The following is a 26,234-nucleotide window of genomic DNA, read 5'->3' on the forward strand; positions in this document are numbered from 1 at the left end:
CATGGCCGCCATCTACCTGCCCCCCGGCCTGCGGCCGCTGGCCGTCGCCGCCCGATCCACCCGCTTCCACGCCGCGCGGATCGGGCACATGGTCGCGTTCTTCTTCCGGATGCTGGCCGGCATCCCGATGGTGGCCAAACGCTACCGGCGCGAGTTCCTGCGGCTGTCCTCCGACGTCACCTGGGGCAACGGCTCCATCGTGGTCGGTGGCGGCACCGCGGGGGTGGTGCTGGTGGTCGGCATCGCCGCCGGCGCCGTGGTCGCCATCGAGGGTTACAACGCGCTGAACCTGTTGGGCCTGGGCCCGGCGACCGGGTTGATCACCGCGCTGGCCACCGTCCGCGAACTCGCCCCGATGATGGCGGCGCTGGCGTTCGCGATCCAGGCTGGCTGCCGGTTCACCGCCCAACTCGGCGCCATGCGGATCTCCGAGGAGATCGACGCCCTGGAAGCCGTCGCCATCCGCCCGATCCCCTACCTGGTCACCACCCGGGTGCTGGCCTCGGCCGTCGCCGTGGTGCCGCTGTTCGTGGTGTGCCTGGTGCTCAACTTCCTGGTCTGCCAGGCGGTGGTGTTCCTGGCCAGCGGCCAGGGATCGGGCACCTACCTGCATTACTTCCTGCTGATGCTGTCCGGCACGGACATGGTCTACGCGGTGATCAAGGTGTGCGTGTTCGTCGCGGTGATGTCCACCCTGCAGTGCTACTACGGCTACTACGCCAGCGGTGGTCCGCGCGGGGTCGGGGTGGCCGCGGGCCGGGCGATGCGCGCCAGCATCACGGTCATGGTCGTCGTCAACATGATGCTGACGATGGCGTTCTGGGGCATCGACGCCGGCGGGAGGCTCGGCGGATGAGTGGCAACCCGTTCGAACTCGACGGCCGCGGCCCATCAGAGCGCACGCTGCTGGTCAGCTTCGTCGCGTTCCTGGTGGTGATCGGCCTCGGTGGGGCGTTGATGTACGCGAAATCCGTTGGGGCCCTGGATCCGCGGGTGCAGATCGTCGCCTCGATGTTCACTGTCGGCGACGGCCTGCCCACCAAATCCGATGTGAAGTTCCGCGGCGTGCTGGTCGGCATGGTGCGCTCCGTCGACCCCGCTCTGACCGGCGAGGGCAACACCGTCGCCATCGATCTGAAACCGCAGTACGCCAGCCAGATCCCGGCGACGGTGACCGCGCGGGTGGTGCCCGGCAACGCGTTCGCGGTGTCCACCGTGCAGTTGGTGGACAACGGACTCGGCGGCCCGGCCATCCGGACCGGCGACGTCATCACCCAGGACCAGTCGCTGCCGACGCAACTGTTCCAGACCACGCTGGCCCGGCTGCGGGAGCTGGTCGGCGCGGCCGCCCGCCCCGGCAACGACCGCACGATCGGCCTGATGCAGACCATCTCCGACGCCACCGCCGGCAAGGGACCGCAGCTGACCTCGGCGGCCCAAGGCCTGGGCCGCATCGTCGAGGAGATGAACCAACTGCGCGTCGACGAGTCCGGGCCGCCCGCGATCGCCACCTGGACCGCGGCCATCGACGCGCTGCGCAGCACCGCGCCGGACCTGCTGGACGTCCTCGACGGAGCGATCACCCCGATGCGCACCGTCGCCGAACAGCAAGCGGCGCTGACGAATCTGCTCACCGGGGCCAACCACACCGTCGCCACCATGGGAACGGCGATGGACAACCACACCGACACCCTGGTCGACATCACCACCCACCTCAGCCCCGTCGTCGGCGTGCTGGCCCAGCGCGCGAACAAGTTCCCGGCGATCGGCGTCGGCATCAACAACGTGGTCAACACCTTCTTCGACCAGTTGTGGACCCGCACCGGCCAGAAGGTGACGTTCACCTTCAAACTGGTGGTGTCGCTGGCTCCGCTGCGGATCTACACCCGCGCGGACTGTCCGCGCTACGGCCAGCTGCAGGGCCCGAGTTGTCATACCGCCCCGGAGTTCCCGGTGGGCCTGGACCCGCGCGGCGGCCTGCCCGATCCGCGCAGCTACGTGCCGCCGCCCGGGACCGTGCTCACCGAGGAGACCACCGCCTCCGATGACCTGCTGCTGGGCGCCGTCGGCGTGGCGCCGCTGCCCGCCGAGGAACCCGCCGGAGGCACGCCGTGACCACGCACAGCCGAAACCTGGTGTGGATCAGCTTCTTTGTCGTCGTCTGCTTCATGCTGACCTGGATGATCTACGTCACGCTGCGGCGGGACGTGGAAGGACCCACGCACACCTACAGCGCGGTGTTCACCGACGTCACCGGACTGCGGGCGGGCTCCGACGTCCGGATGGCCGGCGTGCGGGTCGGCCGGGTCGACGACGTCGAACTCGACGGCGACATCGCCCGGGTCAGGTTCCGGGTGCAGGCCGAGCAGCCGGTCTACGCCGACACCAAAGCCGCTGTGGTCTACCAGAACATCATCGGGCAGCGCTACATCGGGCTGACCAAGGGTGACGCCGGTGACACCCAGACCCTGGCCGACGGCGCCGAGATCCCGTTGGAGCGCACCGAGGGATCCTTCGACGTGACGGTGCTGCTCAACGGCTTCGAGCCGATGTTCACCATGCTCGACGCCGACAACCGCGGCAACCTGTCCAACGCGTTGATCAATGCGCTGCAAGGGGATTCAGATTCGGTGGTGGTGCTGATCAGCGAAACCTCACGGCTGGCGCAAACCATGGCCGGCCCCGACCAGGTGCTCGGCGACCTGATCGACAGCCTCAACCGGGTCACCGAGAACCTAGCGGACTCCGGCGACGAACTCTCCGGCACGCTGACGCAGCTGCGGGTGGTGGTCGCCGGCCTCAACGCCCGCCGCGACGAACTCGTCGCCTCCACCGGCTCCATCACCACCGTGATGGCCCGGCTGGCCGGCATCACCTCGGCCGTTCAGCCCGATCTGCAGGACATGCTCGGCCGCCAGCCCGGGATGCTCTCGGTGATGGTGGACAACCAGGACAAGTGGGCAGAAGTCGGCGCGAACCTGCCCGCCGTGCTCAAGGGCGTCGCGCGGATCACCGGAGACTCCACCGCGATGAGCGCCATGCCGTGCGACTTCAACTTCACCATCTTCAATTTCCTCAAACCGATCATCCCCACCATCGTCGACGCCGCCACCCACGGCGGGAAACGGAAGTACACGGCGAAATGCAGGTGAAACGCCCGCTGGAGGATCTCAGCCAGGCCTGGCTGGGCGCCATCGCGCTGGCCACCCTCGGCGCGCTGATTCTGGCCACCACCGCGCTGTCGGCGCTGCACCTCGGCAAGACCAGCTACACCGCCGAGTTCCCGCAGGCCGCCAGCATCCGGCCCGGCGACCAGGTCAGCGTGGCCGGGGTGCCCATCGGCGCGGTGTCGGCCACCGACCTGGCCGGCGACCGGGTGCTGGTCACCATGAAACTCGACCCGAAGGTGCGCCTCGGCGACGGGACGCAGGCCTCGATCAAACTGACCACGGTGCTGGGCTCGCGCTACATCGAACTGCGCCCGCGCGGCGACAATCCCCTGCCCGACAACAGGATCGGGTTGCACAACACCTCGGTGCCCTATGACCTACAGAAGGTGCTGGAAGACTCCACCACAACCTTCGAGGCGGTCGACGCCCAGCGCTTTGCCGAATCGCTGGACACCGTGTCGGTCCAGTTGGCCGGGGTGCCGTCGGTGTTGCCGGACGCGCTGAACAACATCTCGGCGCTGTCGGAGGTGATCTCCACCCGTCGCTCCCAGATCGCCGATCTGCTGCGCAACACCGCCCGCGTCTCGAACATCCTCGGCGATCAACGCGAGGATCTGAGCGCGCTGATCACCCAGGGCCGGGCGCTGACCGCCGAGCTGGTCAACCGCCGCGCCAGCGTCGAGCGGCTGCTGAACGCGGCGACCACCCTGGTCAGCGTCGCCGGCGAGGTGATGAACACCGACCGCGCGCACATCGACAAGATGCTCGCCGACCTCAAGGTGGTCACCGCCATGATGGGCGACCACGAAGACCTGCTGCACAACCTGTTTCAGATCATGCCGGTGGCGATGCGCAACGCCGCCAACGCCACCGGATCCGGCCCGTTCCTGGACTTCATGCTGCCCGGCGGGCTGATGGTGGACTCCTGGATGTGCGCCATCGCGAGCCGCGCCGAGCAGTACCACTGGCCCGAGCGCTACCAGTACTTCAAGGACTGCCAATGAGGCGGGGCACGATCGGGTTGGCCGCGCTGCTCGCCACGGTGGCGGTGTTGATCGGCGGCGCGGTGCTGATGCGCCCCGACGAGCCCAAGAAGATGGTGATCACCGCGCAGTTCGACAATGTCATCGGCCTCTACAGCGGGAACTCGGTGGCGATCCTGGGCATGCCGGTCGGCACGGTCGGCTCGATCACCCCGGCCGGCGACCACGTCGACGTGGAGTTGGAGATCGACCCCGGCCACGACCTGCCGGCCGACGTCCAGGCCGTCACGGTGGGCACCTCCATCCTCACCGACCGGCACGTCGAACTCACCCCGCCGTATGCCGGCGGGCCGAAACTGGACAACGGCGCGGTGCTCGGCCCGGAATCCACCCGCACCCCCATCGAATTCGACCGGGTGCTGGCGATGGTGGAGAAGCTCGGTGTGGCGATGGGCGGCGACGGCCACGGCGGCGGTCCGCTGGACAATGTGCTCACCGCCACCTCGAATATCACCACCGGCAACGGCAAACACATCAAGACCGCGCTGACCCAGCTCTCGGAGGCGCTGCGGACCGGGGCCGACGGCGGCGCGGCGACCCGGGAGAACATCACCGCGATCGTCACCCAACTCGCCGCGCTCACCGACGCCGCCGCCCAAAACGACGCGCAGGTGCGCGAATTCGGGACCTACGTGCGGACCGTCAGCGACATCCTGGCCGAGCAGAACGTCGGTGGTGGCGACACCGGCCGCAAACTCAACGAGGTGCTCACCCAGGTCAATGAACTGCTCGACTCCGGCGGCGAGAACCTCACCAGCACCCTGGGCAGCGCCAACCGGCTGACCAAATCACTGTCGGACTACCGCCGGGAACTCTCCGAGGTGTTCGACGTGGCGCCGCTGGCCATCGACAACGTCTCCGGCGCCATGGACACCCAGAACGGAATGCTGCGCGTCGGGGCGCATTTCGACTCGGTGTTCTTCGACAGCTCCATGACCAAGGAGGTCTGCAACATCATGGGTCTGCGCCAATTGGGTTGCCGCACCGGGTCGATCAAGGACCTGGGCCCCGATTTCGGTGTCACCTCGATGCTGGAGGCGATGACGAGGTTGCCGGGCAAATGAGACACCGCATCCTGGGAATCGCCGTCACCGCCGCCGTGACGCTGACCGGCTGCTCGGCCGGGGTCGAGCAATTGCCGCTGCCCGCGCCCGGGCTGAGCGGGCCCAGCTACCAGATCAGCGCCGAGTTCTCCAACGCGCTGAACCTGCCGGACCGCGCGAAGGTTCGTGTCGACGGCGCCGATGTCGGCGAAGTGGTGGCGATGAAGGCCGTCGACTACACCGCGGTGGTGTCGATGCGGATCATCAACGACGTGCGGCTGCCGAAGGGCACCACCGCCGAATTGCGTTCGGCAACCCCGCTCGGCGACGTCTTCGTGGCGCTGCGCCCGCCCGCCGACGCCGGTCCGGCCGGGCCGGTGATGGCCGACGGCGACACCATCGCGCTGGACGCGACCGCCGCCGCGGCCACCGTGGAGCAGGTGCTCGCCTCGGCGTCGCTGTTGGTCAACGGCGGCGTGGTGCGCAACCTGACCCGGGTGCTCAACGGGGTCGGCTCGGCGGTCGGCAAGGACGGCGCCGGGCTGACGGAGCTGATCCGGGAGTCCCGCGCCCTGGTGTCCACCATGGCCGGTCGCTCCGAGGAGATCCACACCATGCTCACCGCGACCAAGCAGCTCGCCGACGTGCTGGACAGTCGGCGCGACACCATCAACGGCGTGTTGGACGCGTCGAGTCCCGCGCTGGCGACCATCGCCGACAACACCACCGCCATCGTGACGCTGATCAACGAAATGGGTTCGGTCACCGAACAACTCAAGAAATTCCCGTCCATCCAGGGGACCGACACCCGCAGCCTCATCGCGGACCTGAACACGCTGTCCGCGGCGTTCAACGAGACCTCGCTGGATCCGCGGGTCACCCTGGACAACCTGCTGCGCTTCATCCCGGTCGGCATCAAACTGTTCTCCACCAACGCCCCGGCCGCCGACGTCGACCTGCAGCAGCTGGCGCTCGGCCACATCGAGGACATGAACCACTTCGCCGATCCGGGTTTCACCGGCCCGAAGTGGCACAACTGGGACGCCCTGGTGGGCTCCATCCGGCAGGTGCTCACCCAACTCGGCGACCGGGTGTGGGACGACCGGCCCGACGACGACCAGATCTGGGGGCCGCCCCGGTGAGCGCGCTGCTGCTGCGGGCGGTCCGCGCCGCCGTCTCCCACCGGCTGATCCTGTCGGTGGTCGGCCAGCTGCTGCTGGTGGTGGCCGGCGTCGGCTATCTGATGTTCGGCACGCTCGGGGTGAACCCGCTGCGCAGCCAGATCGCCGTGCAGATCGAACTCGCCGACTCCGGCGGCCTGCTGGCCGGCCAGGACGTCACCCTGCGCGGCGTCCCGATCGGCCGGGTGTCCTCGGTGGACCTGTCCGGAGACCAGGTCGTCGCGACCGCGGTGCTCGACGCCGACCACCGAATCCCGTTCCAGGGCACAGCGGTTCGGGTGTCCGCGCTGTCCCCTGCCGGTGAGCAGTACGTCAACTTCGAGCCGACCGGGACCGCCGGCCCGTACCTGCGCGACGGGGCGGTGATCGACCGGGAGCACACCGTGACGCCGGTGCCGCTGTGGCAGCTGCTGACCAATATCGACGGGGTGCTCGCTCAGGCGCAACCCGCGCGGATCCAGGGTGTGCTGGACGAACTCGGCGTCAGCGCGTCGGGCCCGCAGAAACTGCGGGATCTGCTCGGCGGCGCGCAGGTGCTGCTGTCCGCGCTGGACGGGGTGCTGCCGGAGACCATGACGCTGATGCGCGGCAGCCGCACGGTGTTCCGCGTCTTCTCCGATTCGTCGTCGGGGATGCAGGCGATGTCGGCGAACCTGTCCGGAACGCTGCGCGGGGTCGGCGCGCGTGATGCCGGCATCCGCCGGATGCTCACCCAGACCCCGGATGTGCTGGCCAGCGTGGACCGGGTCATCGAGGAGAACTCACCGACCATGGTGGAACTGCTCGGCAACCTGACCACCGTCGCCCAACTGTCCTACGTGCGGGTGCCGGCGCTGGACCAATTGTTCAACGACGAGCGCCAGCCGATGCTCGACGGCATCGCCTCGCTGATGCATGACGGCGCGATCTGGGCCATCGCCGACATCTACCCCCGCTACGTGTGCCACTACCCGCACCCGCGCGACGTGCCGTTCATTCCGAGCTACCCGGAACCGTTCCTCTACACCTACTGCCAGAACGACGACCCCTCGCTGCTGGTCCGCGGGGCCCGCAACGCGCCGCGCCCGGCCGGTGACGACACCGCGAACCCGCCCGAGGGGCTGGACACGCTGCGCCGCGCGGACCCGACGCCGAGAACCGAACACACCATCGACATCCCCTATGGCGGACCGGTGCTCCCCCCGGAGTCCCAGCCCATCCGCCAGGGAACGGCCTGGTAGGGCCACGAGGAGAAGAGGACAGCGCATGGCAACAGTGTCGATCGGCAGCGGCGTCGCCCGGATGGGGCCGCTGACCATGCTGCGCGACGAGTGGTTGATCCGGTCCATGATGAAGCGGGTCGGCGACCTGCCAGAGTCGATGTTCCTGCCGATGCTGCGGCTGCTGGCGCCCGACCGCGACGCCGTCGACGCCGGCTGGGCGCAGGTGATCGGCACCCGGCAGCGCCACCGGCGGTGGGAATCCCCCAGCAAGGCCTGGGAACGCCACTACGGCCAGTTCGTTCGGGAACTGGAGTTCACCGCCACCGGCCTGCGCGCCGAGCTCGGCCTGGAGGCCACCACCGAGCTGATCTCCGACGCCGTCGCCGCCCGGTTGAACCGGTGGCTGCGGGTGATGATGCCGATGTTCGGTTCGGTGAAGCTGGTGCCGGACGCCATCTACTCCCCGGTGATGGACGCCGGGGTGGCGTTCGCGACGTTCCTGGTCGGCCCGATCCACGCGGCGGGCGAAGAGCCCGACGGCACTCTGCTCTACGAGATCCCCGAATGCGCCATGCACACCGTCGCCGGAACCGGCTCCGCGCAGGAGAACTCGTGCCTGATGGGGTGTAAAGCGTCCTGCGAGAAGGTGTTCCACGCCGGCGGGCCGATGCCGCTGGAGTTCGATCCGCACCTGCCCGGCCTGTCCTGCACCCTCCGGGTGCGCAAGGCCACCTAGCCCACCCACCAGATTGGAACCCGCCGTGACCGACGTCGCCGAGCCCAAGATCAAGACCTACACACCGCTGTACGACGAGTACAACTACACCATCGACGATGTCGAGGGCGAACTCCCCGAGGACCTGCGCGGCACGCTGTACCGCAACGGGCCCGGGAAGATGGAGGCCGGCGGAACCCCGCTGGGGCACCTGTTCGACGGCGACGGGATGCTGTCGATGTTCACCATGGCCGACGGGAAGACGCACTTCCGCAACCGGTTCATCCAGACCAAGCACTATCAGAAATCCATCGTCTCCGACGCGGCGCCGTTCCGGGCGCTGGGCACCATGCGCGCCGGCGGGGTGCTGGCCAACGCGCTGCGATTCCCGGCGAATGTGGCCAACACCGCGGTGGTGATGCACGCCGGGAAGCTGCTGGCGCTGTGGGAGGGCGGTCGGCCCACCGAACTGGACCCGGACACGCTGCGCACCAAGGGCGAGCACGACTTCGACGGCGAGCTGAAATGGCTGGGCGCGTTCTCCGCGCATCCCAAGTGGGACTGGGACACCGGGGAGCTCTTCAACTTCGGGATGGCGATGGCGCCGGTGCCGCGGCTGATCTGCTACCGGGTGGACCGGGCCGGGAAGATGCGCCGGCTCGCGCATGTGAACCTGCCCGGCCCGATGTTCAACCACGACGTCGGGCTGACCAAGAAGCACATGGTGTTCGTGGTGCCGCCGCTGGTGTTCCCGCTGCCGAAGTTCTTCGGCGCGGCGTTCGGGTTGCGCAACTACATGGACGCATTGGAGTACGACGCGTCGCGGGGCACCATGATCGCGCTGGTGCCCCGAGACGGCGGCAAACCCCGCATCCTGCACACCGATCCGCAACTGCACCTGCACATGTGCAACGCCTACGAGGACGGCGACGACACCGTCGTCGAACTGCTGAACTACCACGCCACCTGGGAGCAGCTCAACGGGCAGCTGTCGGCGATCGACTCGCTCGCCGACACCGGGACGATGCCCTACGGCGGGATCCCGACCCGGATGCGGATCGGCCGCGGCGGTCGCATCTCGGTGGAGGAGTTCTCCGGCCTCAACGGCGAGTTCCCGGCCATCAACGTCAAGCGGATGGCCACCCGTAACCGCTACACCTACCTGTCGGCCGGTCTGGACGGCAGCGTCGTCCCGAACGCGCTGGCCAAGATCGACGCCGACACCGGCAAGGAGACGCTGCTGCGGATGCCCGACGGGCACCTGCCGCACGAGGCGGTGTTCGCCGCCCGTCCGGACGCGCAGTCCGAGGACGACGGCTGGCTGTTGATGCCGGTGCTCGACGCGGTGAACAACATCGCCAACCTGACCATCGTCGACGCCCGCGATATCGAGGCCGGGCCGGTGTACACCGGCCGGCTGAGCCATCACCTGCCGTTGACGTTCCACGGCTGCTACACCCCGCGCGTGGCGAGGCCGCCGCGGTGAGGCGGGCGCTGGCGGCGCTGGCGGCGGTGGCTGTCACGCTCGCGGCCGCGCCCGCCGCGGCAGCCGATCCGCCGCTGTCGGCGGTCGGGCACGAGATCTCCGGTGTCGGACCGGATGGGTTGGGGCACTGGGTGGTTCGGTATCAGCGGCTGGCCGGATCCGGCCCGATCATCGACCGGATCAACGAGGTGATCGACGCCGAGGCGCGCGGGCAGGTGTCCACCTACGACGCCAGCGCGTCCAAGACCACCGACTGGACCCTCGACATCGACGGGGTGCTGGGGTTCCGGCCGGTGACCGTCTCGGCGCTGTTCACCGGGCTCTATGACACCGACCTGCCGAACATGCCGTTCCACACCGTCGGCACCCGGGTGTTCGACACCCGCAGCGGCATCCTGATCTCCTGGGACAATCTGTTCGTCAACAAGCAGGAGGGGCTCAACCGGTTGTCGGAGGCGACCCGGGAGATCCTGCCGCAGACCTACGCCCCGCCGTCGCGGACCGGGGTGTGGCAGTTCGGCAGTGAGATCGCGCCGGTGGACGCCAACTACCGGTACTGGATCCCCACCGACGGGGGCATTGAATTGCATTTCGCCGATTGGCAATTCGGCCGCGGTCAGTCCTGGATCACCGTGCCGTGGGAGCGGGTGCGGGACCTGATCGCCCCGGAGTTCCAGGCGATCATCTAGTCAGCAATGCCGGGTCGCAAGGAAAACCGGAGGAACGGAGGTTTTTCGCAGCGGGCCCGGCAATTTCAGCTCTGCCGGCCGACCGAGTCCGCCACGAAACCGGCCAGCCGCTGCGCGGTGTCGGAGTCGGCGGCTTCCACCATGACCCGCACCAACTGCTCGGTTCCCGACGGGCGCAACAGGATTCGCCCCGAATCGCCGAGCTCGTCCTCGGCGGCGCGGACGGCGGCCTGCACCTCCGGGGCCGCCGCGACGCCTGCCTTGTCGGCGACCGCCACGTTGATCAGCACCTGCGGCAGCGTGCGCATCGCCGAGGCCAGCTCGGCCAGCGACCGGCCGGTGGCGGCCATTTGCGACATCAATGCCAGCCCGGTGACGACACCGTCGCCGGTGGTGCCGAACGATGGCAGCACGATGTGGCCGGACTGCTCACCGCCCAGGCTGAAATCACCGCCGCGCAGCTCTTCGAGCACGTAGCGGTCCCCGACCGCGGTGGTGCGGACCTCGATGCCGGCGGCGCGCATCGCCAGGTGCAGACCGAGGTTGCTCATCACGGTCGCGACCAAGGTGTTCGCCGCCAGCTGGCCCGCGGCCGACATGGCCAGCGCCAGCACCACCATGATGGCGTCGCCGTCGACGACCCGGCCGTCGGCGTCCACCGCCAGGCAGCGGTCGGCGTCGCCGTCGTGCGCCAAGCCCAGGTCGGCGCCGTGCTCGGTGACCGCGGCGGCCAGCACGTCCAGGTGTGTGGAACCGCAGCGGTCATTGATATTGAGGCCGTCGGGGCGGGCGTTGATGGCGATCACCGAGGCGCCCGCGGCCCGGTAGGCGGCCGGCGCGGCCCGCGACGCGGCGCCGTTGGCGCAGTCGACCACCACGGTCAGGCCGTTCAGTGGCGAGGTGGCGGCGGCGCCGACGTGGGTGAGGTAGCGGTCCAGGGCGTCGACCGCCTCGGTGACCCGGCCGATCGCCGCGCCGACCGGGCGCTCCCCCGGCCCTGAGGCCAGCAGCTCGGCGATCCGGTCCTCGGTGTCGTCGTCGAGTTTGTGGCCGCCGTGGCCGAAGAATTTGATCCCGTTGTCGGGCATCGGATTGTGCGAGGCGGAGATCATCACGCCGAAGTCGGCGTCGTAGGCGCCGGTCAGGTAGGCGACGGCCGGGGTGGGCAGCACACCGGCCCGCAGCACGTCGACGCCTTCGCTGGTCAGTCCGGCGATGACCGCCGCCTCCAACATTTCGCCGCTGGCCCGCGGATCGCGGCCCACCACTGCGGTGCGGCGACGGTTCCCGGGGCGGCACAGCCGGCGGGCGGCAGCCGAACTCAGGCCGAGCGCCAACTCTGCGGTCAGATCGCGGTTGGCGACGCCTCGCACACCGTCGGTGCCGAACAGCCGGGACACGGCCACCCCTTTCGTGAAGTTGCGGATACACCGCGGGCGGGCGCGCCGGAAGTGCGGCGCGCCCGCCCGTGGTGCCAAAGGCCGATCAGCGCTTGCTGTACTGAGGAGCCTTGCGGGCCTTCTTGAGGCCGTACTTCTTACGCTCGGTGGCGCGCGGGTCGCGGGTCAGGAAGCCGGCCTTCTTCAGCGCGGGACGGTCCTCGGGCGACACCAGGATCAGCGCGCGGGCGATCGCCAGGCGCAGCGCGCCGGCCTGCCCGGACGGGCCGCCACCATCGAGGTGGGCGTAGATGTCGAACGCGTCCACCCGGTCCACGGTCACCAGCGGGGCCTTGATCAGCTGCTGGTGCACCTTGTTCGGGAAGTAGTTCTCCAGGGTGCGGCCGTCCAGGTTGAACTTGCCGGTGCCGGGCACCAGGCGAACCCGGACGACGGCTTCCTTGCGGCGGCCGACGGTCTGGATCGGACGGTCCAGGTAGACCGGCTCACGGGTGGCGGTCACCTCGACGGCCTCGGGGGTCTCGACGACCTCGACGGTTTCGATTTCGGTCACTGGGCCACCTGCTTGATCTCATAGGTCTGGGGCTGCTGGGCGGCGTGCGGGTGGTTGGGGCCCGCGTAGACCTTCAGCTTCTTCTGAACCTGGCGGCTCAGCTTGTTGTGCGGCAGCATCCCGACGATCGCGTTCTCGACGACGCGGGTCGGGTGCTTGTCCAGCAGTTCGCCGATGGTGCGCTTGCGCAGACCGCCCGGGTAACCGGAGTGGCTGTAGGCGAACTTGTCGGTGAGCTTGTTGCCGGACAGGGAGATCTTCTCGGCGTTGATGACGATGACGAAGTCGCCCTCGTCGGTGTTCGGCGTGAAGGTCGGCTTGCCCTTGCCGCGCAGCAGATTTGCCGCGGCGACAGCGAGCTGGCCGAGCCGCACGTCGGTGGCGTCGATGACGTACCACGCTCGCGTGGTGTCACCCGCCTTCGGCGTGTACGTAGACACAGCGCTACCTCTCGGTTATCCCCGGGTTGCCCCGAGGCTGGTGGATCCCGGGGTGAGCCGGGGGACGGTCAGTTGGCAGCCACCTGGATTCCCGGCGACCGACGTTGACCCGGGATCCGTGCCGCCGGAGGCGGACGCATGCCAACGAGGCACTTTACCGGCGGGCATCCCCGCTGGTCAAAACAGCCTCCGGTCAGTACACGCCGTCGACCTGCTCGCCGACCACGCTGCCGTCAGGTCGGCGCAGCGGGCCCTCGCCGCCGTCGGGCTCGATGTAGCCCTCGGTGGCGCACTCGTACGGCTCGGCCTGCTCCTTCGGCTCGATGAACATCGGGTTGACCAGCCAGTTCCCGTCGGCGTTGTCATACGCCGAGCACATGATCTCGGTCTTGTTCCGGTTGATCACCAGCCGCAGCGCGGTGGCGTCGGTCAGGAACGTGACGTCGGTGTCGGAGTCGCCGGCGCCGAACGCGGGCCGGTTGGGCTCGGGTTGCTGCTCGAACGCCGCGGCCCCGCTGACCCCGAACACCTCCTCGTTGACCCGGCAACGCTTGCCCTCGATGTACGGGATGGCGATCTCGCCGCCGCATTGGGCCAGCCGCGAGGTCAACACGTCCCCGTCCCGCTCGGTGCGCACCCCCATCACCTTCTCCGCGGGCAGGCCCAGCTCGGCGGCCCAGACCCGGACCACCGGCTCGGCGGAGGCGGAGATGATCCGCACGTCGAACCCGTTGGCCTGCAGGGTTTCGATCAGATCCCGCATCTGCGGGTAGTAGCGCACCCAGCCGGTCACGTCCTCGCTGCCCACCCGCTGCTCGGCGCCCTCGGCGGCGGCCAGGTTCTCCGCCTTGGCCGCTTCGACGAACTCGGTCAGCTCCGCTTCGGTCCAGCCGGCCTGCAGCTGCGCCGCCCACGCGTAGGCCGGTTCGATCCGTCGGGCGTTGAAACCGGCGAAGGCGGGCTCCTCGGCCCGGGTTTCGCCCTCGGCGTAGACCGACAGGATCTCGTCGGCGCACGCGGTGTCGGTGTCGGTGGGCATCGGGGCGCCCGGCTTCGCCGCCGCGCAGGCCTTGCCCAGCGCCGCGGCGGCCGCCGGGGTGAGGAAGGCGCTGGTGGTGGTCCAGTCGCCGTCGGCGGGCGCGCGGAACTTGCCGTTGCGCAGCATCCAGAAGAAGGTGGCGTCGCCGATGTCGTTCTTTACGACGGTGTTGTCCCAGTCGAACAACGCCAGCGGCGCGGGGCCGCCATCGGGGGCGTCGCAGCTGCCGAGTTCGGCCAGCATGGCGTCCAGGCGATCGCGGTTGTCGCCGTACCAGCCGGGGTCCTCGGCCAGCGTGCGGCAACCGGTGTCCGCGGCGGCCGTCGTCTCCGACGCTTCCTCGGCTGGGCTGCCGCAGCCGGCAGCGGCCAGCAGCGCGGTGACGGCGGGGACGAGCAGCAGACGGCGCATCGACACGGTGATTCTCCGTTTCGGGTGGGGTGGGTGGCCTTCAGCCGAGTTCGTCGAGGCGCTCGGCGCTGAGCTGCTCCGACCGGGAGGTGTCCTTGAGGTCCACCCCGGAACGCCCCAGCGCGCGGGCGCCGGTGACCAGGCCGGCGGTGATCCGGGCGGCTTCGGCGTAGCCCAGGCCGTCGGGCGGGTGGATATTGGACACGCAGTTGCGTTCGGCGTCGGAGCGGCCCGGCCGGGGCTGGTGGGTGAGGTAGACGCCGAGGCTGTCGGCGACCGACAGCCCGGGACGCTCCCCGATGATCACCAGCAGGGTGCGGAACCCGGACGCCGCCGCGATGTGGTCGCCGAGCGCGACCCGGGCCTGGGTGGCGATCACCGGCGGGGCCATGGTCAGCCCGGCCAGCGCCCCGGTCAGCGCGCCGAGCAGCGCCGCGCCGTGTTTGGCCAGCGCCGCCGGGGACAGCCCGTCGGCCAGCACGAAGCCGACGTCCCAGTCGCCGGCGGTCAGGTTCATCGGTTCGGCGGGCAGCCGCCCGAGGTCCGGGCGGCGCAGGTACTCCGCCCGGTTGGCCGCGCGGCTGGTCACCACCGTCGGCTCGCCGAGGCCCACCTCGCGCGCCGCGGCGATCATGGCGTCGGTGTCCAGCGGCTCGTGCACGGCGTCGCGGGCGGCGGCGTGCGCGGCGGCCAGGTCCAGCACGTCGCGGCTGGGCAGCGAGTTGCCGGCCCGGCCCAGCCCGATCCGGGCCGAGGTGGTGGTGCGCAGCGCGCCCCAGAAGTCGGTGGCGGGTTCGTTTCCGGTCATGCGCCGCCTCCAGCGATCGCCCGCAGCGGTGAGCCGGCCACGTCGATGGGTGTCAGCCGGCCCAACTCGTCGGCCATCCCGACGCTGCGCAGCCACGCCTCGAACTCCGGGGCGGGCCGCAGCCCCAGGGTGCGCCGGGTGACCAGCACATCGTGGAACGACAGGCTCTGGTAGCCGAGCATGACGTCGTCGGCGCCGGGCACCGTGATGACGAACGCCACCCCGGCCGCGGCCAGCAGGGTCAGCAGCACGTCCATGTCGTTCTGGTCGGCTTCGGCGTGGTTGGTGTAGCAGACGTCGACGCCCATCGGCAGGCCCAGCAGTTTGCCGCAGAAGTGGTCCTCCAGGCCGGCGCGGATGATCTGCCGTCCGTCGTAGAGGTATTCCGGGCCGATGAACCCGACCACGGTGTTGACCAGCAGCGGCTGCAGTTCGCGGGCCACCGCGTAGGCGCGGGTCTCCAGGGTCTGCTGGTCCACCGGTTTGCCGCCGACGCCCAGGTGCGCCCCGGAGCTCAGCGCCGAGCCCTGCCCGGTCTCCAGGTACATGACGTTGTCGCCGACGGTTCCGCGGCGCAGCGACCGGGCCGCCTCGTTGCCCTCGCGCAGCAGCGCCATGTTGACGCCGAACGCCGAGTTGGCGCCCTCGGTGCCGGCGATGGACTGGAAGACCAGGTCGACGGGGGCGCCGGTCTCGATCAGGCCGATGGTGGTGGTGATGTGCGACAGCACGCAGGACTGGGTGGGGATGGCGAATCGGGTGCGGATGTCGTCGAGCAGGTGCAGCAGGTCGGAGGTGGCGTGCGGGGAGTCGGTGGCCGGGTTGATGCCGATGACGGCGTCGCCGCTGCCCAGCAGCAGCCCGTCGAGCACGGCGGCGGCGATGCCGCGCGGGTCGTCGGTGGGGTGGTTCGGTTGCAGCCGGGTGGCCAGCGTGCCGGGCGTGCCGATGGTGGTGCGGAATCCGGCGCTGACCCGCAGCGCGGCGGCCACCGCGATGAGGTCCTGGTTGCGCATGATTTTGCTGACCGCCGCGACCATCTCGGGGGTGAGTCCGTCGGTGACGGCGCCGATGCGCGCCGCGGCGTCGTCGCCGGCGATGGCCTCCAGCAGCCAGTCCCGGAACCCGCCGACGCTCAGGTGCGAGATCTCCGAGAACGCCGTCCGGTCGTGGCCGTCGATGATCAGCCGGGTGACCTCGTCGGTCTCGTACGGCACCACCTGTTCTTCCAGAAACACGTCCAGCGGCACGTCGGCGAGCGCCCAGGCCGCGGCGGCCCGTTCGGCGTCGGTTTCGGCCGCGCAGCCGGCCAGCTGGTCGCCGGAGCGTTCCGGGGTGGCCTTGGCCATCAGCTCGACGAGCCCGTCGAAGCTGTAGTTCACCCCGGCGACCTGCTGGTGGCGTTTCATTTCAGGTCGCTCTCGGCTTCCGCGAGCATCGCGAACTCCTCGTCCGGCGAGTTCGCCACCAGGCGGTGGCGGCTGTACAGCGCGAAGTAAGCCATGAAGGCGGCGAACACCAGCAGGCACAGGCCGGTGGCGACCGGGTCGACCAGGAACGTCGCGATGACCGCGACGAAGGCGATGGCCAGCGCGAAGCCGGTGGTCACCACGCCGCCCGGGGTGCGGTAGGGCCGGTTCATCTGCGGCTCGCGGATCCGCAGCACGATGTGGCTGACCATCATCAGCACGTAGCTCAGCGCCGCGCCGAAGACCGCCATGTTCAGCAGCAGATCGCCCTTGCCGGTCAGCGACAGCAGGAAGCCGATGACGCCGGGCACGATCAGCGCCAGCGTCGGCGCCTTGCGCTTGTTGGTGATCGACAGCGCGGTGGGCAGATAGCCGGCCCGCGACAGCGCGAACAACTGCCGGGAGTAGGCGTAGATGATGGAGAAGAAGCTGGCGATCAGGCCGGCCAGGCCGATGTAGTTGACCAGTTTGGCCGCGGTGCCGTCGCCGAGCGCCTCGACCAGCGGGTTGCCCGAGTCCGACATGGCCTCCGCGCCGCCGGCGCCGGTGGCCAGCACCAGCACCGTCACGCAGGTGACCATCAGCACGCTGATCGCGGCGATGATGCCGCGCGGCACGTTGCGCTCCGGGTTGGCGGTCTCCTCGGCGGCCAGCGGCACGCCCTCGACGGCCAGGAAGAACCAGATCGCGAACGGGATGGCCGCCCAGATGCCGAAGTAGCCGTGCGGCAGGAAGCCCGACGCCCCGGCGGCGGTCTCGTCGACGGCCATATTGGTCAGGTTGGCCGCGTCGAAATGCCCGACGGCGGCGATCGCGAACACCACCAGGCCCACCAGCGCGATGGCGGTGATGACGAACATCAGCTTGAGCGCCTCACCCACGCCGGTCAGGTGGATGCCGATGAACAGCACATAGGCGCCCAGATAGATCCACCAGCCGTTGGTGATGCCGAACAGGCCGAGCGATTCGACGTAGGCCCCGATGAAGGTGGCGATGGCCGCCGGAGCGATCGAGTACTCGATGAGGATGGCGGTGCCGGTCGCGAACCCGCCCCACGGGCCCATCGCCCGGCGGGCGAAGGTGTACCCGCCGCCGGCGGCGGGCAGCGCCGAGGACAGCTCGGCCATGCCCAGCACCAGCGCCAGGTACATCCCGGCGATGATCACCGAGGCGATCGCCAGCCCGCCGAAGCCGCCCTGCCCGAGCCCGAAGTTCCAGCCGGAGTAGTCACCGGAGATGACGTAGCTGACCCCGAGCCCGGCGAGCAGCAGCCAGCCGGCACTGCCCTTGCGCAGCTGGCGCTTCCGTAGATATTCGGCGCTTTCCAGGTGTTCCTCGGCGCCGAGGTTCAGGTGATGCTCGTGGTGTTCGGGGTGCGTCATGGCAGCCTCCTTCTACTCCGGACGGGACGACAACTCAGGATTCGGACGTCGTCGGCCGGATCAGAAAAAGCCCTGACTTCCAGCAGCGTAGGACACCAGGAGGTTTTTCGTCTGCTGGTAGTGATCCAGCATCATCAAATGGTTCTCCCGGCCGATGCCGGACTGCTTGTAACCGCCGAACGCGGCGTGCGCCGGGTACTGGTGGTAGGTGTTGGTCCACACCCGGCCGGCCTTGATGTCGCGGCCCGCGCGGTACGCGGTCGAGCCGATCCGGCTCCACACCCCCGCGCCCAGCCCGTAGAGGGTGTCGTTGGCCTGGGCGATGGCGTCGTCGTAGTCGGTGAACGACGCGACCGAGAGCACCGGGCCGAAGATCTCCTCCTGGAAGATCCGCATCTTGTTGTGCCCGCTGAACACCGTCGGGGTGACGTAGTAGCCGCCGGCCAGGTCGCCGTCGAGTTCGGCCCGGTCACCGCCGGTGAGCAGCTTGGCGCCTTCGCTCTTGCCGATCTCGATGTAGGACAGGATCTTCTCCAGCTGGTCGTTGGAGGCCTGCGCGCCGATCATGGTGTCGGTGTCCAGCGGGTCGCCCTGCTTGACGGCCTTGGTGCGGGCGGTGGCCAGTTCCAGGAACTCGTCGAAGATGTCGGCCTGGATCAACGCCCGGGACGGGCAGGTGCAGACCTCGCCCTGGTTGAGGGCGAACATGGCGAAGCCCTCCAGCGCCTTGTCCCGGTACTCGTCGTCGGCGGCCAGCACGTCGGAGAAGAACAGGTTGGGGCTCTTGCCGCCGAGTTCCAGGGTGACCGGGATCAGGTTCTGGGTGGCGTACTGCATGATCAGCCGTCCGGTGGTGGTCTCGCCGGTGAACGCGATCTTGGCGATCCGGTTGCTGGAGGCCAGCGGTTTGCCGGCCTCGACGCCGAAGCCGTTGACGATATTGACCACGCCGGGCGGCAGCAGGTCCCCGATCAGGGAGAACAAGTACAGGATGGAGACCGGGGTCTGCTCGGCGGGCTTGAGCACGATCGCGTTGCCGGCGGCCAGCGCGGGTGCCAGCTTCCAGACCGCCATCAGGATCGGAAAGTTCCACGGGATGATCTGGCCGACCACGCCGAGCGGCTCGTGGAAGTGGTAGGCGACGGTGTCGTGGTTGATCTCGCTCAGCGAGCCTTCCTGGGCGCGGATGGCCCCGGCGAAGTACCGGAAGTGGTCGATGGCCAGCGGCACGTCGGCATTCAGGGTCTCCCGGACCGGCTTACCGTTGTCCCAGGTCTCGGCGACGGCGATGGACTCCAGGTGTTCTTCCATCCGGTCGGCGATGCGGTTGAGCACCAGCGCCCGCTCGGCGGCCGAGGCGCGGCCCCAGGCCGGCGCGGCGGCGTGCGCGGCGTCCAGCGCGGCGTTGATGTCGTCCTCGTCGGAGCGCGCGACCTCGCAGAACACCTCGCCGGTGACCGGGGTGCGGTTCTCGAAGTACCGCCCGGCGGCCGGCGGGGTCCACTGCCCACCGATGTAGTTGTCGTAGCGGGCGTCGTAGGACATCACCGCGCCCTCGGTGCCAGGTCGTGCGTAAACGGTCATCAGCGCCTCCAGAGTGTGTCGGTTGTCACAAACCCTAAAGATGGCGCCGTTGCATCACCGTTGCATCGTTACCGAACTATTCGCTGCCGAATTCGTAGTCGATGCCGGCCATCTGGCCGGCCGCCCGGGCGCGGGCGGACACATCCGGCGCGCCGTCGCGCAGCAGTTGCCAGCCGCGACGGTCGTCCCGGCCCTCGGGCAGCGCGAGCCAGCGCCGCAGCGCCGTGTCGTCGCCGAGTTCGCATTCGGCCAGCGCGGCCGCGCGCAGCGCCGCGGACAGTTCGGCGCGCAGTCGGGCGACCGCCGGGGACACCGATTGCGGCAGCAGCGGACCCGGGTAGCCGCAGACCGCCGCCCGCACGTCGCCGGAGTCCAGCGCGGCGAACACCCCGCCCACATCGGAGGTGATGGGTTCGAGCAGCCGGTAGGGCCGCGACGCCAGGTGCGCCGGTCCGATCACCTTGCGCAGCCGGGACATCTCCGCGCGAACGGTGACGACGTCGAGGTCCCGCTCGTCGAGCAGCATCGCGAGGTGGTCGGCGGACAGACCCTCGGGGTGGCGGCTGAGCAGCACCAGGATGTCGGCGTGGCGTCCGGTCAGGGTGGCCACCCGGGGGCAGCCGGAGTCGCTGCCGGTGATCCAGCGGGGGCGCTCGGCGCCGAGCACCGCCAGGTGCGGCGGGCCGGCGCTGGGCGCGGCGCTCGCGCCGGTGAGCCGCAGCAACGCCAGGTGGTTCTCCACCGCGGTCGCGGTGGCGCGGACCAGCGCCAGGGTCTGCGCGGAGGCGACCCGGGCGCCGCCGGTCAGGTCGATGGCGCCCAGCGCCGCCCCGGTGTCGGGGTCGTGGACCGGCACGGCCGTGCAACTCCAGGTCCGCGCGATGCGGGAGAAGTGTTCGGCGCCGCGGATCTGCACCTCGCCGTCCAGCGCCAGCGCGGTCCCCGGCGCGTTGGTGCCGGCGGCGCGTTCGCTCCAGTCCGCGCCCGGCACGAAGTTCATCGCCTCGACGCGGCGGCAGGCCCGCGGATCGCCCTCGACCCACAGCAGCGCGCCGTCGGCGTCGGTGACGGCGACGACCACCCCGGCGTCCAGCGCGTCCTGCACCAGCAGCCGGCGGATCACCGGCAGGGCGGCGGCCAGCGGGTGCGCCGCGCGCAGCTGATCCAGCGGAACGTCGGTCGCCCGGGCCACCCGGTCCGGGTCGACGCCGCTGTCACGGCTTCGCTGCCAGCTGCGGGCCACCACCGAGCGGACGGTTTGGTCCAGCGCGGGGGCGTCGACCTCGCCCGTCACGAACAGGTCGTGGGCAGCGAGAACCGCCCGGGCCGATGTCCGGTCCGGCGATCGCAGCGCAGCCTTGGCCATTGCGCATCAGGGTAGCCCTGTTTGCCGGGCGGCGAACGCCGGATGAATGACCCGGGCGGCCCGCGGAGCTCTCCTCTCCGGCGGGCCGCCCGGCCGTCAGCGCCACCGGCCGGCTTCGGCGCGGTCGGCGGTCGACACTCCCGCGGCGCCCTGGGTGACCGCGCCGTAGAGCCGGTCCAGGATGGTGTTCAGCGCGCCGGCGGCCCGATCCCAACGATCGGCTTCCGCGCCGAACGCGGCGGCGGTCTCCCGGGTCCAGGTCGCGCGCAACGGCGCGATCCGGGTTTTGAGGTCCGCGAGTTCGGTGTTCATCCGCATCGAGGTGGTCCGGATCCGCCAGCTGACCTGGTCCTCGATGGCCCCGAACTGGTAGTTGATGACTTCGCCGTCCATCGCCGCTCACCTGACCGGAAGTTCGACCGCGGCGCGGGCGATGAGATCGGAATGGGCGCCGCCGGCGGCCCGCAGGCCGCTGGTGTTGGCGCGCAGCGTCGTCGCGATGGCCGTCAGCGCGGTGGTCAGAGCGCGCGCCTCGAGGTTCCAACGCGTCATCACGTTCTTGAACTCGGCGGCGGCCGGTCCGCCCCACACCGAATCCGGCACGGCCTGCATGGCGGCGCCGAACTGGCCGAGCAGCAGGGCGAGGTCGGCGCTGCGAGCGTCGGCCAGGTCGGCCACGGTTTTCATCAGCGTCAGGTCGCTGCGCAGCCCGGCGTCGCCGGGCGGGGTGGGTGTGCTGGTTGTCCCCTTCATCGGTCCTCCTTGTGGCGGGTGTTCGGTGTCAGACGCTGCGCGGGGTCGTTCGGTTCCCTGGGCTCAGCCGACGGCGTGGGCGGAGGCGACGGCGGTGGCGCAGGCGGCGTCGATGTCCGCGGCGTTCCCGGGCGCGCTCTGGCAGCCGACGCCGATGCGCAGCTGCCGGTCGGTCAGCACCGTCCAGCGGATCTCCCGTCCGGGGCGGAGTTCGCGGTAGGTGACCGCGGGCCGGCCGGCCCGGGTGTCCTCGGCGCGGAAGTCGACGAACACCTCGGGGGCCGCCGCGGCGACGATGGCCCGTCGCATGGCGGCGGCGGTTCCGTCGGCGTCGGCGCCGACCCGGGCCTGGGTGAGGTGCAGGGCCAGCGTCGGGTCCGCCGGGGAGCTCACCTCGACGCGGGCCGAGCCCGGCCCGGTGGTCACCCGTCGGGTGGCCCAGCCGGCCGGGATCCGCACCGCCAGCCGGCCCTCCAGCAGGGCGACCGTGTCCGGCGGCGGTTCGGGTTCGTTTCCGGGGATGACGGTGACGGCGACGAGCGCGGCCAGGATCAGCGCCGCCGCGGCTGTTGCGACCCGTCGGGCGAGGCGGGGCGCCGGCGCGGTCTCGGCCCGGGGCAGTCGTGCCCGGGCGGCCTCGGCGCGCATGGCCGCGGTGACCGGCAGTGCGGCGCAGCCGGCGTCGCGGAGCCGGTCGATGATCAGCGTGGCGAGCGCGGTGGCGCCGGGAACCGCGTCCGGGGCGTCGAGGCGGGCCCGGCCGAAGCCGGTGGCGGTCACCGCCGCGGCCACCTGCTCGGCGACCGTCGCGGGGTCACCGCGCCGCGGCGTCAGGGCCACCGGGGTCCCGGTGTCGTCGGCGATCAGCACGGCGTCGCCGTCGATTTCGACGACCGCGGCGCCGGCCTGCGCGCAGAGCACGGCCCGGGGCGCCAGGGTGGCGGGCCCGAATTCGGCGGCGATGGCGGCGACCCGGGCGATCCGGCGCGGTGGCCAGCCGGTGGGGTGGGCGATGACGGCCGGCTCGTCGCGCAGTGGCGCCAGCAGGTCGCGCCACAGCTCGTCGACCTCCCGAACCTCCTCCCCCAGCAGGGTCAGCGGATCGTCGGCGGCGTGCAGCGCGGCGGCGGCCGGGCCGTCGGGGAGCAGTTCCAGCAGAGCGCTCACGGCGTGCTCCAGGCCAGTTGGGCCAGCTGTTCGCCGTGGTCGCGGGTGACCAGCGTGCCGCGTCCCGGCGGCAGTCGGCGCGGCCGGGCCCGGCCCAACAGCGCGGGCTCCTCCGGGTTCCCGGACAACTGCAACCCGACCGGGTCGGCGTCGCGCAGCGCGGCGGGAAACGGTTCCCACATGCCGCGCGCTGCCCCGGCCATCCGTCGGGCGGCCAGCACGTGCAACCCGAAATCGGCTGCGCGGGGCAGCAATTCGGCCAGCTCCGCCAGCTCGGGCGCGCCCGCGCAGAGATCCAGGTCATCGATCACGACGAGGGTCCGCGACGTTTGCGGCGCGCCGCCTCTCAGTTCCCCGACGAGTTCGGGCAGGGCGATCCGCAGCGCGCCCGGCAGCGCCCCGGTGAGAGTCCGGCGCGGGTCGATGAGGGCGAACCGATGGCCCGGGACTGCCAGCCGGCCGCACAGCAATCGCAGCGCGGCGGTCTTTCCGGCGCCGGCGTCGCCGAGGATCAGCAGGTGCGACTGGCGGCCGAAATCGATTGCGGCCGGGCTGAGTTCGTCGTCGTCCAGGACGCCGATCGGGGTCCACAGCCCGCGCGGATCCGGCAGGTCGGCGACTCCGAGACGGTCGGGCAGCACGGGCACCGGCTTGGCCCGGTAGCCGGGCGCGCGGGCGCGCAGGTCCGCGGCGAGGTCGGCGACCGGGGTGGGGGCCGCCAGCAGCGCGGGCAGCCCGTCCGGGGACAGCCCGGCGCCGGGCCGGTCGGCGGGCACCGCGCGGGCGCGGTTTCGGTCGATCTCGGAGTCCAGCGGGTCGCCGAGCCGCAACTCGATCCGGGCGCCGAGGTGGTCCTTGAGGGCGGGGCGCAGTTCGGCCCAGCGGGCGGCGGCGAGCAGCACGTGCACGCCGTGCGCCAGCCCGGATCCCGCGATGGCGGCGATGGCCGGTTCCAGGTCGTCGAACTCGGCACGCAGGGTGGACCAGCCGTCGACCACGAGCATCAGCGCGTCGGGGGCGGGGCGCTGCTCGCGGCGGGCGATCTCGGCTTCGACGTGCCGCACGACGCGGCGGACCAGGTCCGGGTCACCCCGGCCGGCGACCGCGCCGACGCAGGGCAATTCCGCCAGATCCGCTAGCGCGCCACCCAGATCGAGGCAGCAGAACCGCACCGCGCCCGGGTCGTTTCCCAGCGCCAGCGCGGCGATCAGGGTGCGCAGCGCGGTGGACTTGCCCGACCGTGATCCGCCGACCACCGCGACGTTGCCGCGCGCTCCGGTCAGGTCCAGTTCCCAGGCGCCGTGGCGCTGCTCGGCGACCCGGTCCACCAGCCCGATCGCGACGGTCAGTCCGCGCCGGCGCGGCGATCCCAGCTCGGCGAGCTGCGGGGGCGTGCGCAGCGGCGGCAGCCAGATCTGGTGCGCGGGTTCGCCGAGGCCGGCGACGGCGTCCAGGGTGGCCTCGATCCGGGTGCGGGTGACCGGCTCGGTGGCGGCCGGCTGCGGGCCGAACGGCTGCGGTCGGTCCACCGGCGGCGGTGTCGGCGACGCGGGCGCGCCGACATAGTCGCTGTGGAAGCGCACCGGGTCCGCGGCGCCCGCCTTGAGGTACGCGGCGCCGGGGGTGTTGGGCAGCTGGTAGGCCTGCGGGCTGCCGAGCACGGTGTGGGATTCCCCCGCGGACAGGGTCTTCAGGCAGATCCGGTAGGACAGGTGCGATTCCAGACCGCGCAGCCGTCCCTCGTCGAGCCGCTGGGTGGCCAGCAGCAGGTGCATGCCGAGCGAGCGGCCGACGCGGCCGATGGCGGCGAACACCTCCGCGAATTCGGGGTGCTGGACCAGCAGTTCGGAGAATTCGTCGATGATCAGGAACAGCGTCGGCAGCGGGGCCAGCGCGGCGCCGGCGCGGCGGGCGGCGTGGTACTCGGCCAGTGAGGCGAAGTTCCCGCTGACCCGCAGCAGTTGCTGGCGGCGGTTGATCTCCCCGGTGAGCGCCTCGGCCATCCGGTCCACCAGGTGGGCTTCCTGGGCGAGGTTGGTGATGACGGCGGCGACGTGGTTCGCCCCCGCCAGACCGAGGAAGGTGGCGCCGCCCTTGAAGTCGATCAGGGCCAGGTTGAGTTCGTCGGGGCGGTGCCCGGCGATCATGCCGAGCGCCACGGTGCGCAGCAGCTCGGATTTCCCCGATCCGGTGGCCCCGACGCACAGCCCGTGCGGCCCCATGCCGCCGTGGGCGGCTTCCTTGATGTCCAGGAACACCGAGTTGCCGCTGGTGTCGCGGCCGAGCGGGACGCGCAGCGCCCCGGCGGGGTCCGGGCCGTCGTGTCGCGCGGCCGCGGCCAGCCCCCGCGCGGCGGCGGCCGCGGCCGCGGGTCCGAGCAGGTCGGGTCGCGCCTGCAGCACCGGACCAAGGCCGTCGACGCGCACCTGCTGCGGGGTGACAGTGATGCCGGGGTCTGCGGTCGTGTCGCCGAGGCGCAGGGCGCACACCCCGTCGGCCGGTTCCGGCGCCGGGGCGCCGGGCACGTCGACGACGCGGACCAGCAGCCCGGGGCCCGGGTGCGCGGCTGCCGCCGCAGCGGCGCACGCCAGTGCCGGCGGGCGGGCCTGCGGCAGCCACTTGAGCCAATCCCAGTGCGCGGCCGTCGCTTCGGTGACGACGGCGGTGATGGACAGTTCGCCGCCGTGGCGCCCGGCGACCAGCCCGCACAGCATCGCCCGCAGCAGCGCGCGGGCGTCCTCCGGGTCGCCGTGGACGCCGAGGACGGTGGATCCGCGCAGCGCGACGGTGACCGGCGCGTCGGGGACCTCGCGGTGCGCATGGGCGACGTCGGCGGCCGCCTGCGCGAGCACCGGGTCGGCGTCGGGGTCGGCCGGGGCGATCGTCACCGGGGTGTCCGGCGGCGCGGCGCCGATGCCGATCCGGGCGCGCAGCACGCCCGGTTCGCCGGCCCGGGCGGCGGGCGCCGGGCGCCACAGCGTGCGCGGGTCGGGATGCTCGGTGAGCAGCTGATCCCGTTGCGCGGCATCGGTTTCACCGAGCTGCCGATGGGTGTTCGCCAACCGGGACAGGTAGCGGCGGCGCTGATCGTCGAGGTCGCGCCGGCGCTGCCCGCCTGCCCCGGCGAGTCCGACGAACGCGGACCCGGCCATGCTGATCGGCAGCAGCCAGATCAGCGGATTGCGCGCGGTCGGCGAACCGGAGCCGACCATCACCAGCACCGCGGCGCCGCTGCCGACGATGAGCAGCAGCGGCAGCAGCCGCATGCCCAGGCCGATCCGCGCCGCTGCGGGCGGCGCCGGTGGGGCCTCGATGACGCCGGGGGCGGTCATC

Annotated in this window: 23 protein-coding genes; 10 read left to right on the top strand and 13 right to left on the bottom strand. The window is 71.0% G+C overall.

Annotation, left to right across the window (positions count from 1 at the left end; genetic code table 11):
* Position 1 precedes the first annotated feature (1 nt).
* Genes L2Z93_RS15795 through L2Z93_RS15840 form a run of 10 tightly spaced genes read left to right on the top strand, consistent with a single transcriptional unit; the run spans position 2 to position 10,529 of the window.
* Positions 2-856, top strand: coding sequence for an ABC transporter permease (locus tag L2Z93_RS15795; protein WP_090588122.1), 855 nt, complete (start codon positions 2-4; stop codon positions 854-856).
* Positions 853-2,115 carry an MlaD family protein gene (locus tag L2Z93_RS15800; protein ID WP_090588125.1) on the top strand — a complete coding sequence of 421 codons (1,263 nt, stop codon included), beginning with the start codon at positions 853-855 and terminating at the stop codon, positions 2,113-2,115. Before L2Z93_RS15795 ends, L2Z93_RS15800 begins: the two co-directional genes overlap by 4 nt.
* On the top strand, positions 2,112-3,152 hold the full coding sequence (locus L2Z93_RS15805) for an MlaD family protein (protein ID WP_260575448.1): 1,041 nt from the start codon (positions 2,112-2,114) through the stop codon (positions 3,150-3,152). The genes L2Z93_RS15800 and L2Z93_RS15805 overlap by 4 nt, the downstream gene beginning before the upstream one ends.
* Positions 3,143-4,174, top strand: coding sequence for an MCE family protein (locus L2Z93_RS15810; RefSeq protein ID WP_090588128.1), 1,032 nt, complete (start codon positions 3,143-3,145; stop codon positions 4,172-4,174). The genes L2Z93_RS15805 and L2Z93_RS15810 overlap by 10 nt, the downstream gene beginning before the upstream one ends.
* Complete coding sequence (locus tag L2Z93_RS15815; protein ID WP_090588130.1) at positions 4,171-5,277, top strand: MCE family protein; 1,107 nt, start codon at positions 4,171-4,173, stop codon at positions 5,275-5,277. The genes L2Z93_RS15810 and L2Z93_RS15815 overlap by 4 nt, the downstream gene beginning before the upstream one ends.
* Complete coding sequence (locus tag L2Z93_RS15820; RefSeq protein ID WP_090588133.1) at positions 5,274-6,398, top strand: MlaD family protein; 1,125 nt, start codon at positions 5,274-5,276, stop codon at positions 6,396-6,398. The genes L2Z93_RS15815 and L2Z93_RS15820 overlap by 4 nt, the downstream gene beginning before the upstream one ends.
* Complete coding sequence (locus L2Z93_RS15825; RefSeq protein ID WP_234786083.1) at positions 6,395-7,657, top strand: MlaD family protein; 1,263 nt, start codon at positions 6,395-6,397, stop codon at positions 7,655-7,657. The genes L2Z93_RS15820 and L2Z93_RS15825 overlap by 4 nt, the downstream gene beginning before the upstream one ends.
* Positions 7,658-7,682: 25 nt before the next feature.
* On the top strand, positions 7,683-8,375 hold the full coding sequence (locus tag L2Z93_RS15830) for a hypothetical protein (protein ID WP_128111816.1): 693 nt from the start codon (positions 7,683-7,685) through the stop codon (positions 8,373-8,375).
* A gap of 25 nt (positions 8,376-8,400) precedes the next feature.
* The gene (locus L2Z93_RS15835; RefSeq protein ID WP_234786084.1) at positions 8,401-9,840 is read left to right on the top strand and encodes a carotenoid oxygenase family protein; all 1,440 of its coding nucleotides are present in this window, start codon (positions 8,401-8,403) and stop codon (positions 9,838-9,840) included.
* A complete protein-coding gene (locus L2Z93_RS15840; protein WP_234786085.1) occupies positions 9,837-10,529 on the top strand; it encodes a DUF3298 domain-containing protein in 693 nt (230 codons plus the stop codon). The genes L2Z93_RS15835 and L2Z93_RS15840 overlap by 4 nt, the downstream gene beginning before the upstream one ends.
* Before the next feature lie 65 nt (positions 10,530-10,594).
* Here the strand turns inward: L2Z93_RS15840 and glmM are convergent, their stop codons facing one another.
* The 13 genes from glmM to eccCb all read right to left on the bottom strand — a co-directional run bounded on the left by glmM (position 10,595) and on the right by eccCb (position 26,233).
* Positions 10,595-11,929: a phosphoglucosamine mutase gene (gene glmM, locus L2Z93_RS15845; protein ID WP_090588872.1), complete on the bottom strand. Its 1,335-nt coding sequence runs from the start codon at positions 11,927-11,929 to the stop codon at positions 10,595-10,597.
* Between the two features lie 85 nt (positions 11,930-12,014).
* A complete protein-coding gene (gene rpsI, locus L2Z93_RS15850) occupies positions 12,015-12,482 on the bottom strand; it encodes a 30S ribosomal protein S9 (RefSeq protein WP_370745847.1) in 468 nt (155 codons plus the stop codon).
* Positions 12,479-12,922, bottom strand: coding sequence for a 50S ribosomal protein L13 (gene rplM / locus L2Z93_RS15855; protein ID WP_090588141.1), 444 nt, complete (start codon positions 12,920-12,922; stop codon positions 12,479-12,481). Before rplM ends, rpsI begins: the two co-directional genes overlap by 4 nt.
* 193 nt (positions 12,923-13,115) lie before the next feature.
* The gene (locus tag L2Z93_RS15860; protein WP_090588874.1) at positions 13,116-14,372 is read right to left on the bottom strand and encodes a haloacid dehalogenase-like hydrolase; all 1,257 of its coding nucleotides are present in this window, start codon (positions 14,370-14,372) and stop codon (positions 13,116-13,118) included.
* 40 nt (positions 14,373-14,412) lie between these two features.
* Positions 14,413-15,180, bottom strand: a complete 768-nt coding sequence (eutC, locus tag L2Z93_RS15865; RefSeq protein WP_090588143.1) for an ethanolamine ammonia-lyase subunit EutC — start codon at positions 15,178-15,180, stop codon at positions 14,413-14,415.
* A complete protein-coding gene (locus L2Z93_RS15870) occupies positions 15,177-16,589 on the bottom strand; it encodes an ethanolamine ammonia-lyase subunit EutB (protein ID WP_090588145.1) in 1,413 nt (470 codons plus the stop codon). The genes eutC and L2Z93_RS15870 overlap by 4 nt, the downstream gene beginning before the upstream one ends.
* Positions 16,586-18,031 carry an ethanolamine permease gene (gene eat, locus L2Z93_RS15875; RefSeq protein ID WP_090588147.1) on the bottom strand — a complete coding sequence of 482 codons (1,446 nt, stop codon included), beginning with the start codon at positions 18,029-18,031 and terminating at the stop codon, positions 16,586-16,588. The genes L2Z93_RS15870 and eat overlap by 4 nt, the downstream gene beginning before the upstream one ends.
* A 60-nt stretch (positions 18,032-18,091) precedes the next feature.
* Complete coding sequence (exaC, locus tag L2Z93_RS15880; protein ID WP_090588149.1) at positions 18,092-19,615, bottom strand: acetaldehyde dehydrogenase ExaC; 1,524 nt, start codon at positions 19,613-19,615, stop codon at positions 18,092-18,094.
* A 76-nt stretch (positions 19,616-19,691) separates the two neighbouring features.
* Positions 19,692-20,981 carry a GAF domain-containing protein gene (locus L2Z93_RS15885; protein WP_090588152.1) on the bottom strand — a complete coding sequence of 430 codons (1,290 nt, stop codon included), beginning with the start codon at positions 20,979-20,981 and terminating at the stop codon, positions 19,692-19,694.
* Between the two features lie 96 nt (positions 20,982-21,077).
* Positions 21,078-21,374 (bottom strand): WXG100 family type VII secretion target, encoded by a 297-nt coding sequence (locus tag L2Z93_RS15890; protein ID WP_090588154.1) that lies wholly within the window; start codon positions 21,372-21,374, stop codon positions 21,078-21,080.
* A 6-nt stretch (positions 21,375-21,380) separates the two neighbouring features.
* Positions 21,381-21,734: a WXG100 family type VII secretion target gene (locus L2Z93_RS15895; RefSeq protein WP_090588157.1), complete on the bottom strand. Its 354-nt coding sequence runs from the start codon at positions 21,732-21,734 to the stop codon at positions 21,381-21,383.
* Between the two features lie 63 nt (positions 21,735-21,797).
* Positions 21,798-22,901, bottom strand: coding sequence for a type VII secretion-associated protein (locus L2Z93_RS15900; RefSeq protein WP_090588159.1), 1,104 nt, complete (start codon positions 22,899-22,901; stop codon positions 21,798-21,800).
* Entirely contained in the window at positions 22,898-26,233 is a 3,336-nt protein-coding gene (eccCb, locus tag L2Z93_RS15905; RefSeq protein ID WP_090588161.1) for a type VII secretion protein EccCb, read from the bottom strand. Before eccCb ends, L2Z93_RS15900 begins: the two co-directional genes overlap by 4 nt.
* Position 26,234: the final 1 nt, after the last annotated feature.

The sequence above is a fragment of the Mycolicibacterium brumae genome, assembly GCF_025215495.1.
In the GTDB taxonomy this organism is placed as follows: Bacteria; Actinomycetota; Actinomycetes; order Mycobacteriales; family Mycobacteriaceae; genus Mycobacterium; species Mycobacterium brumae.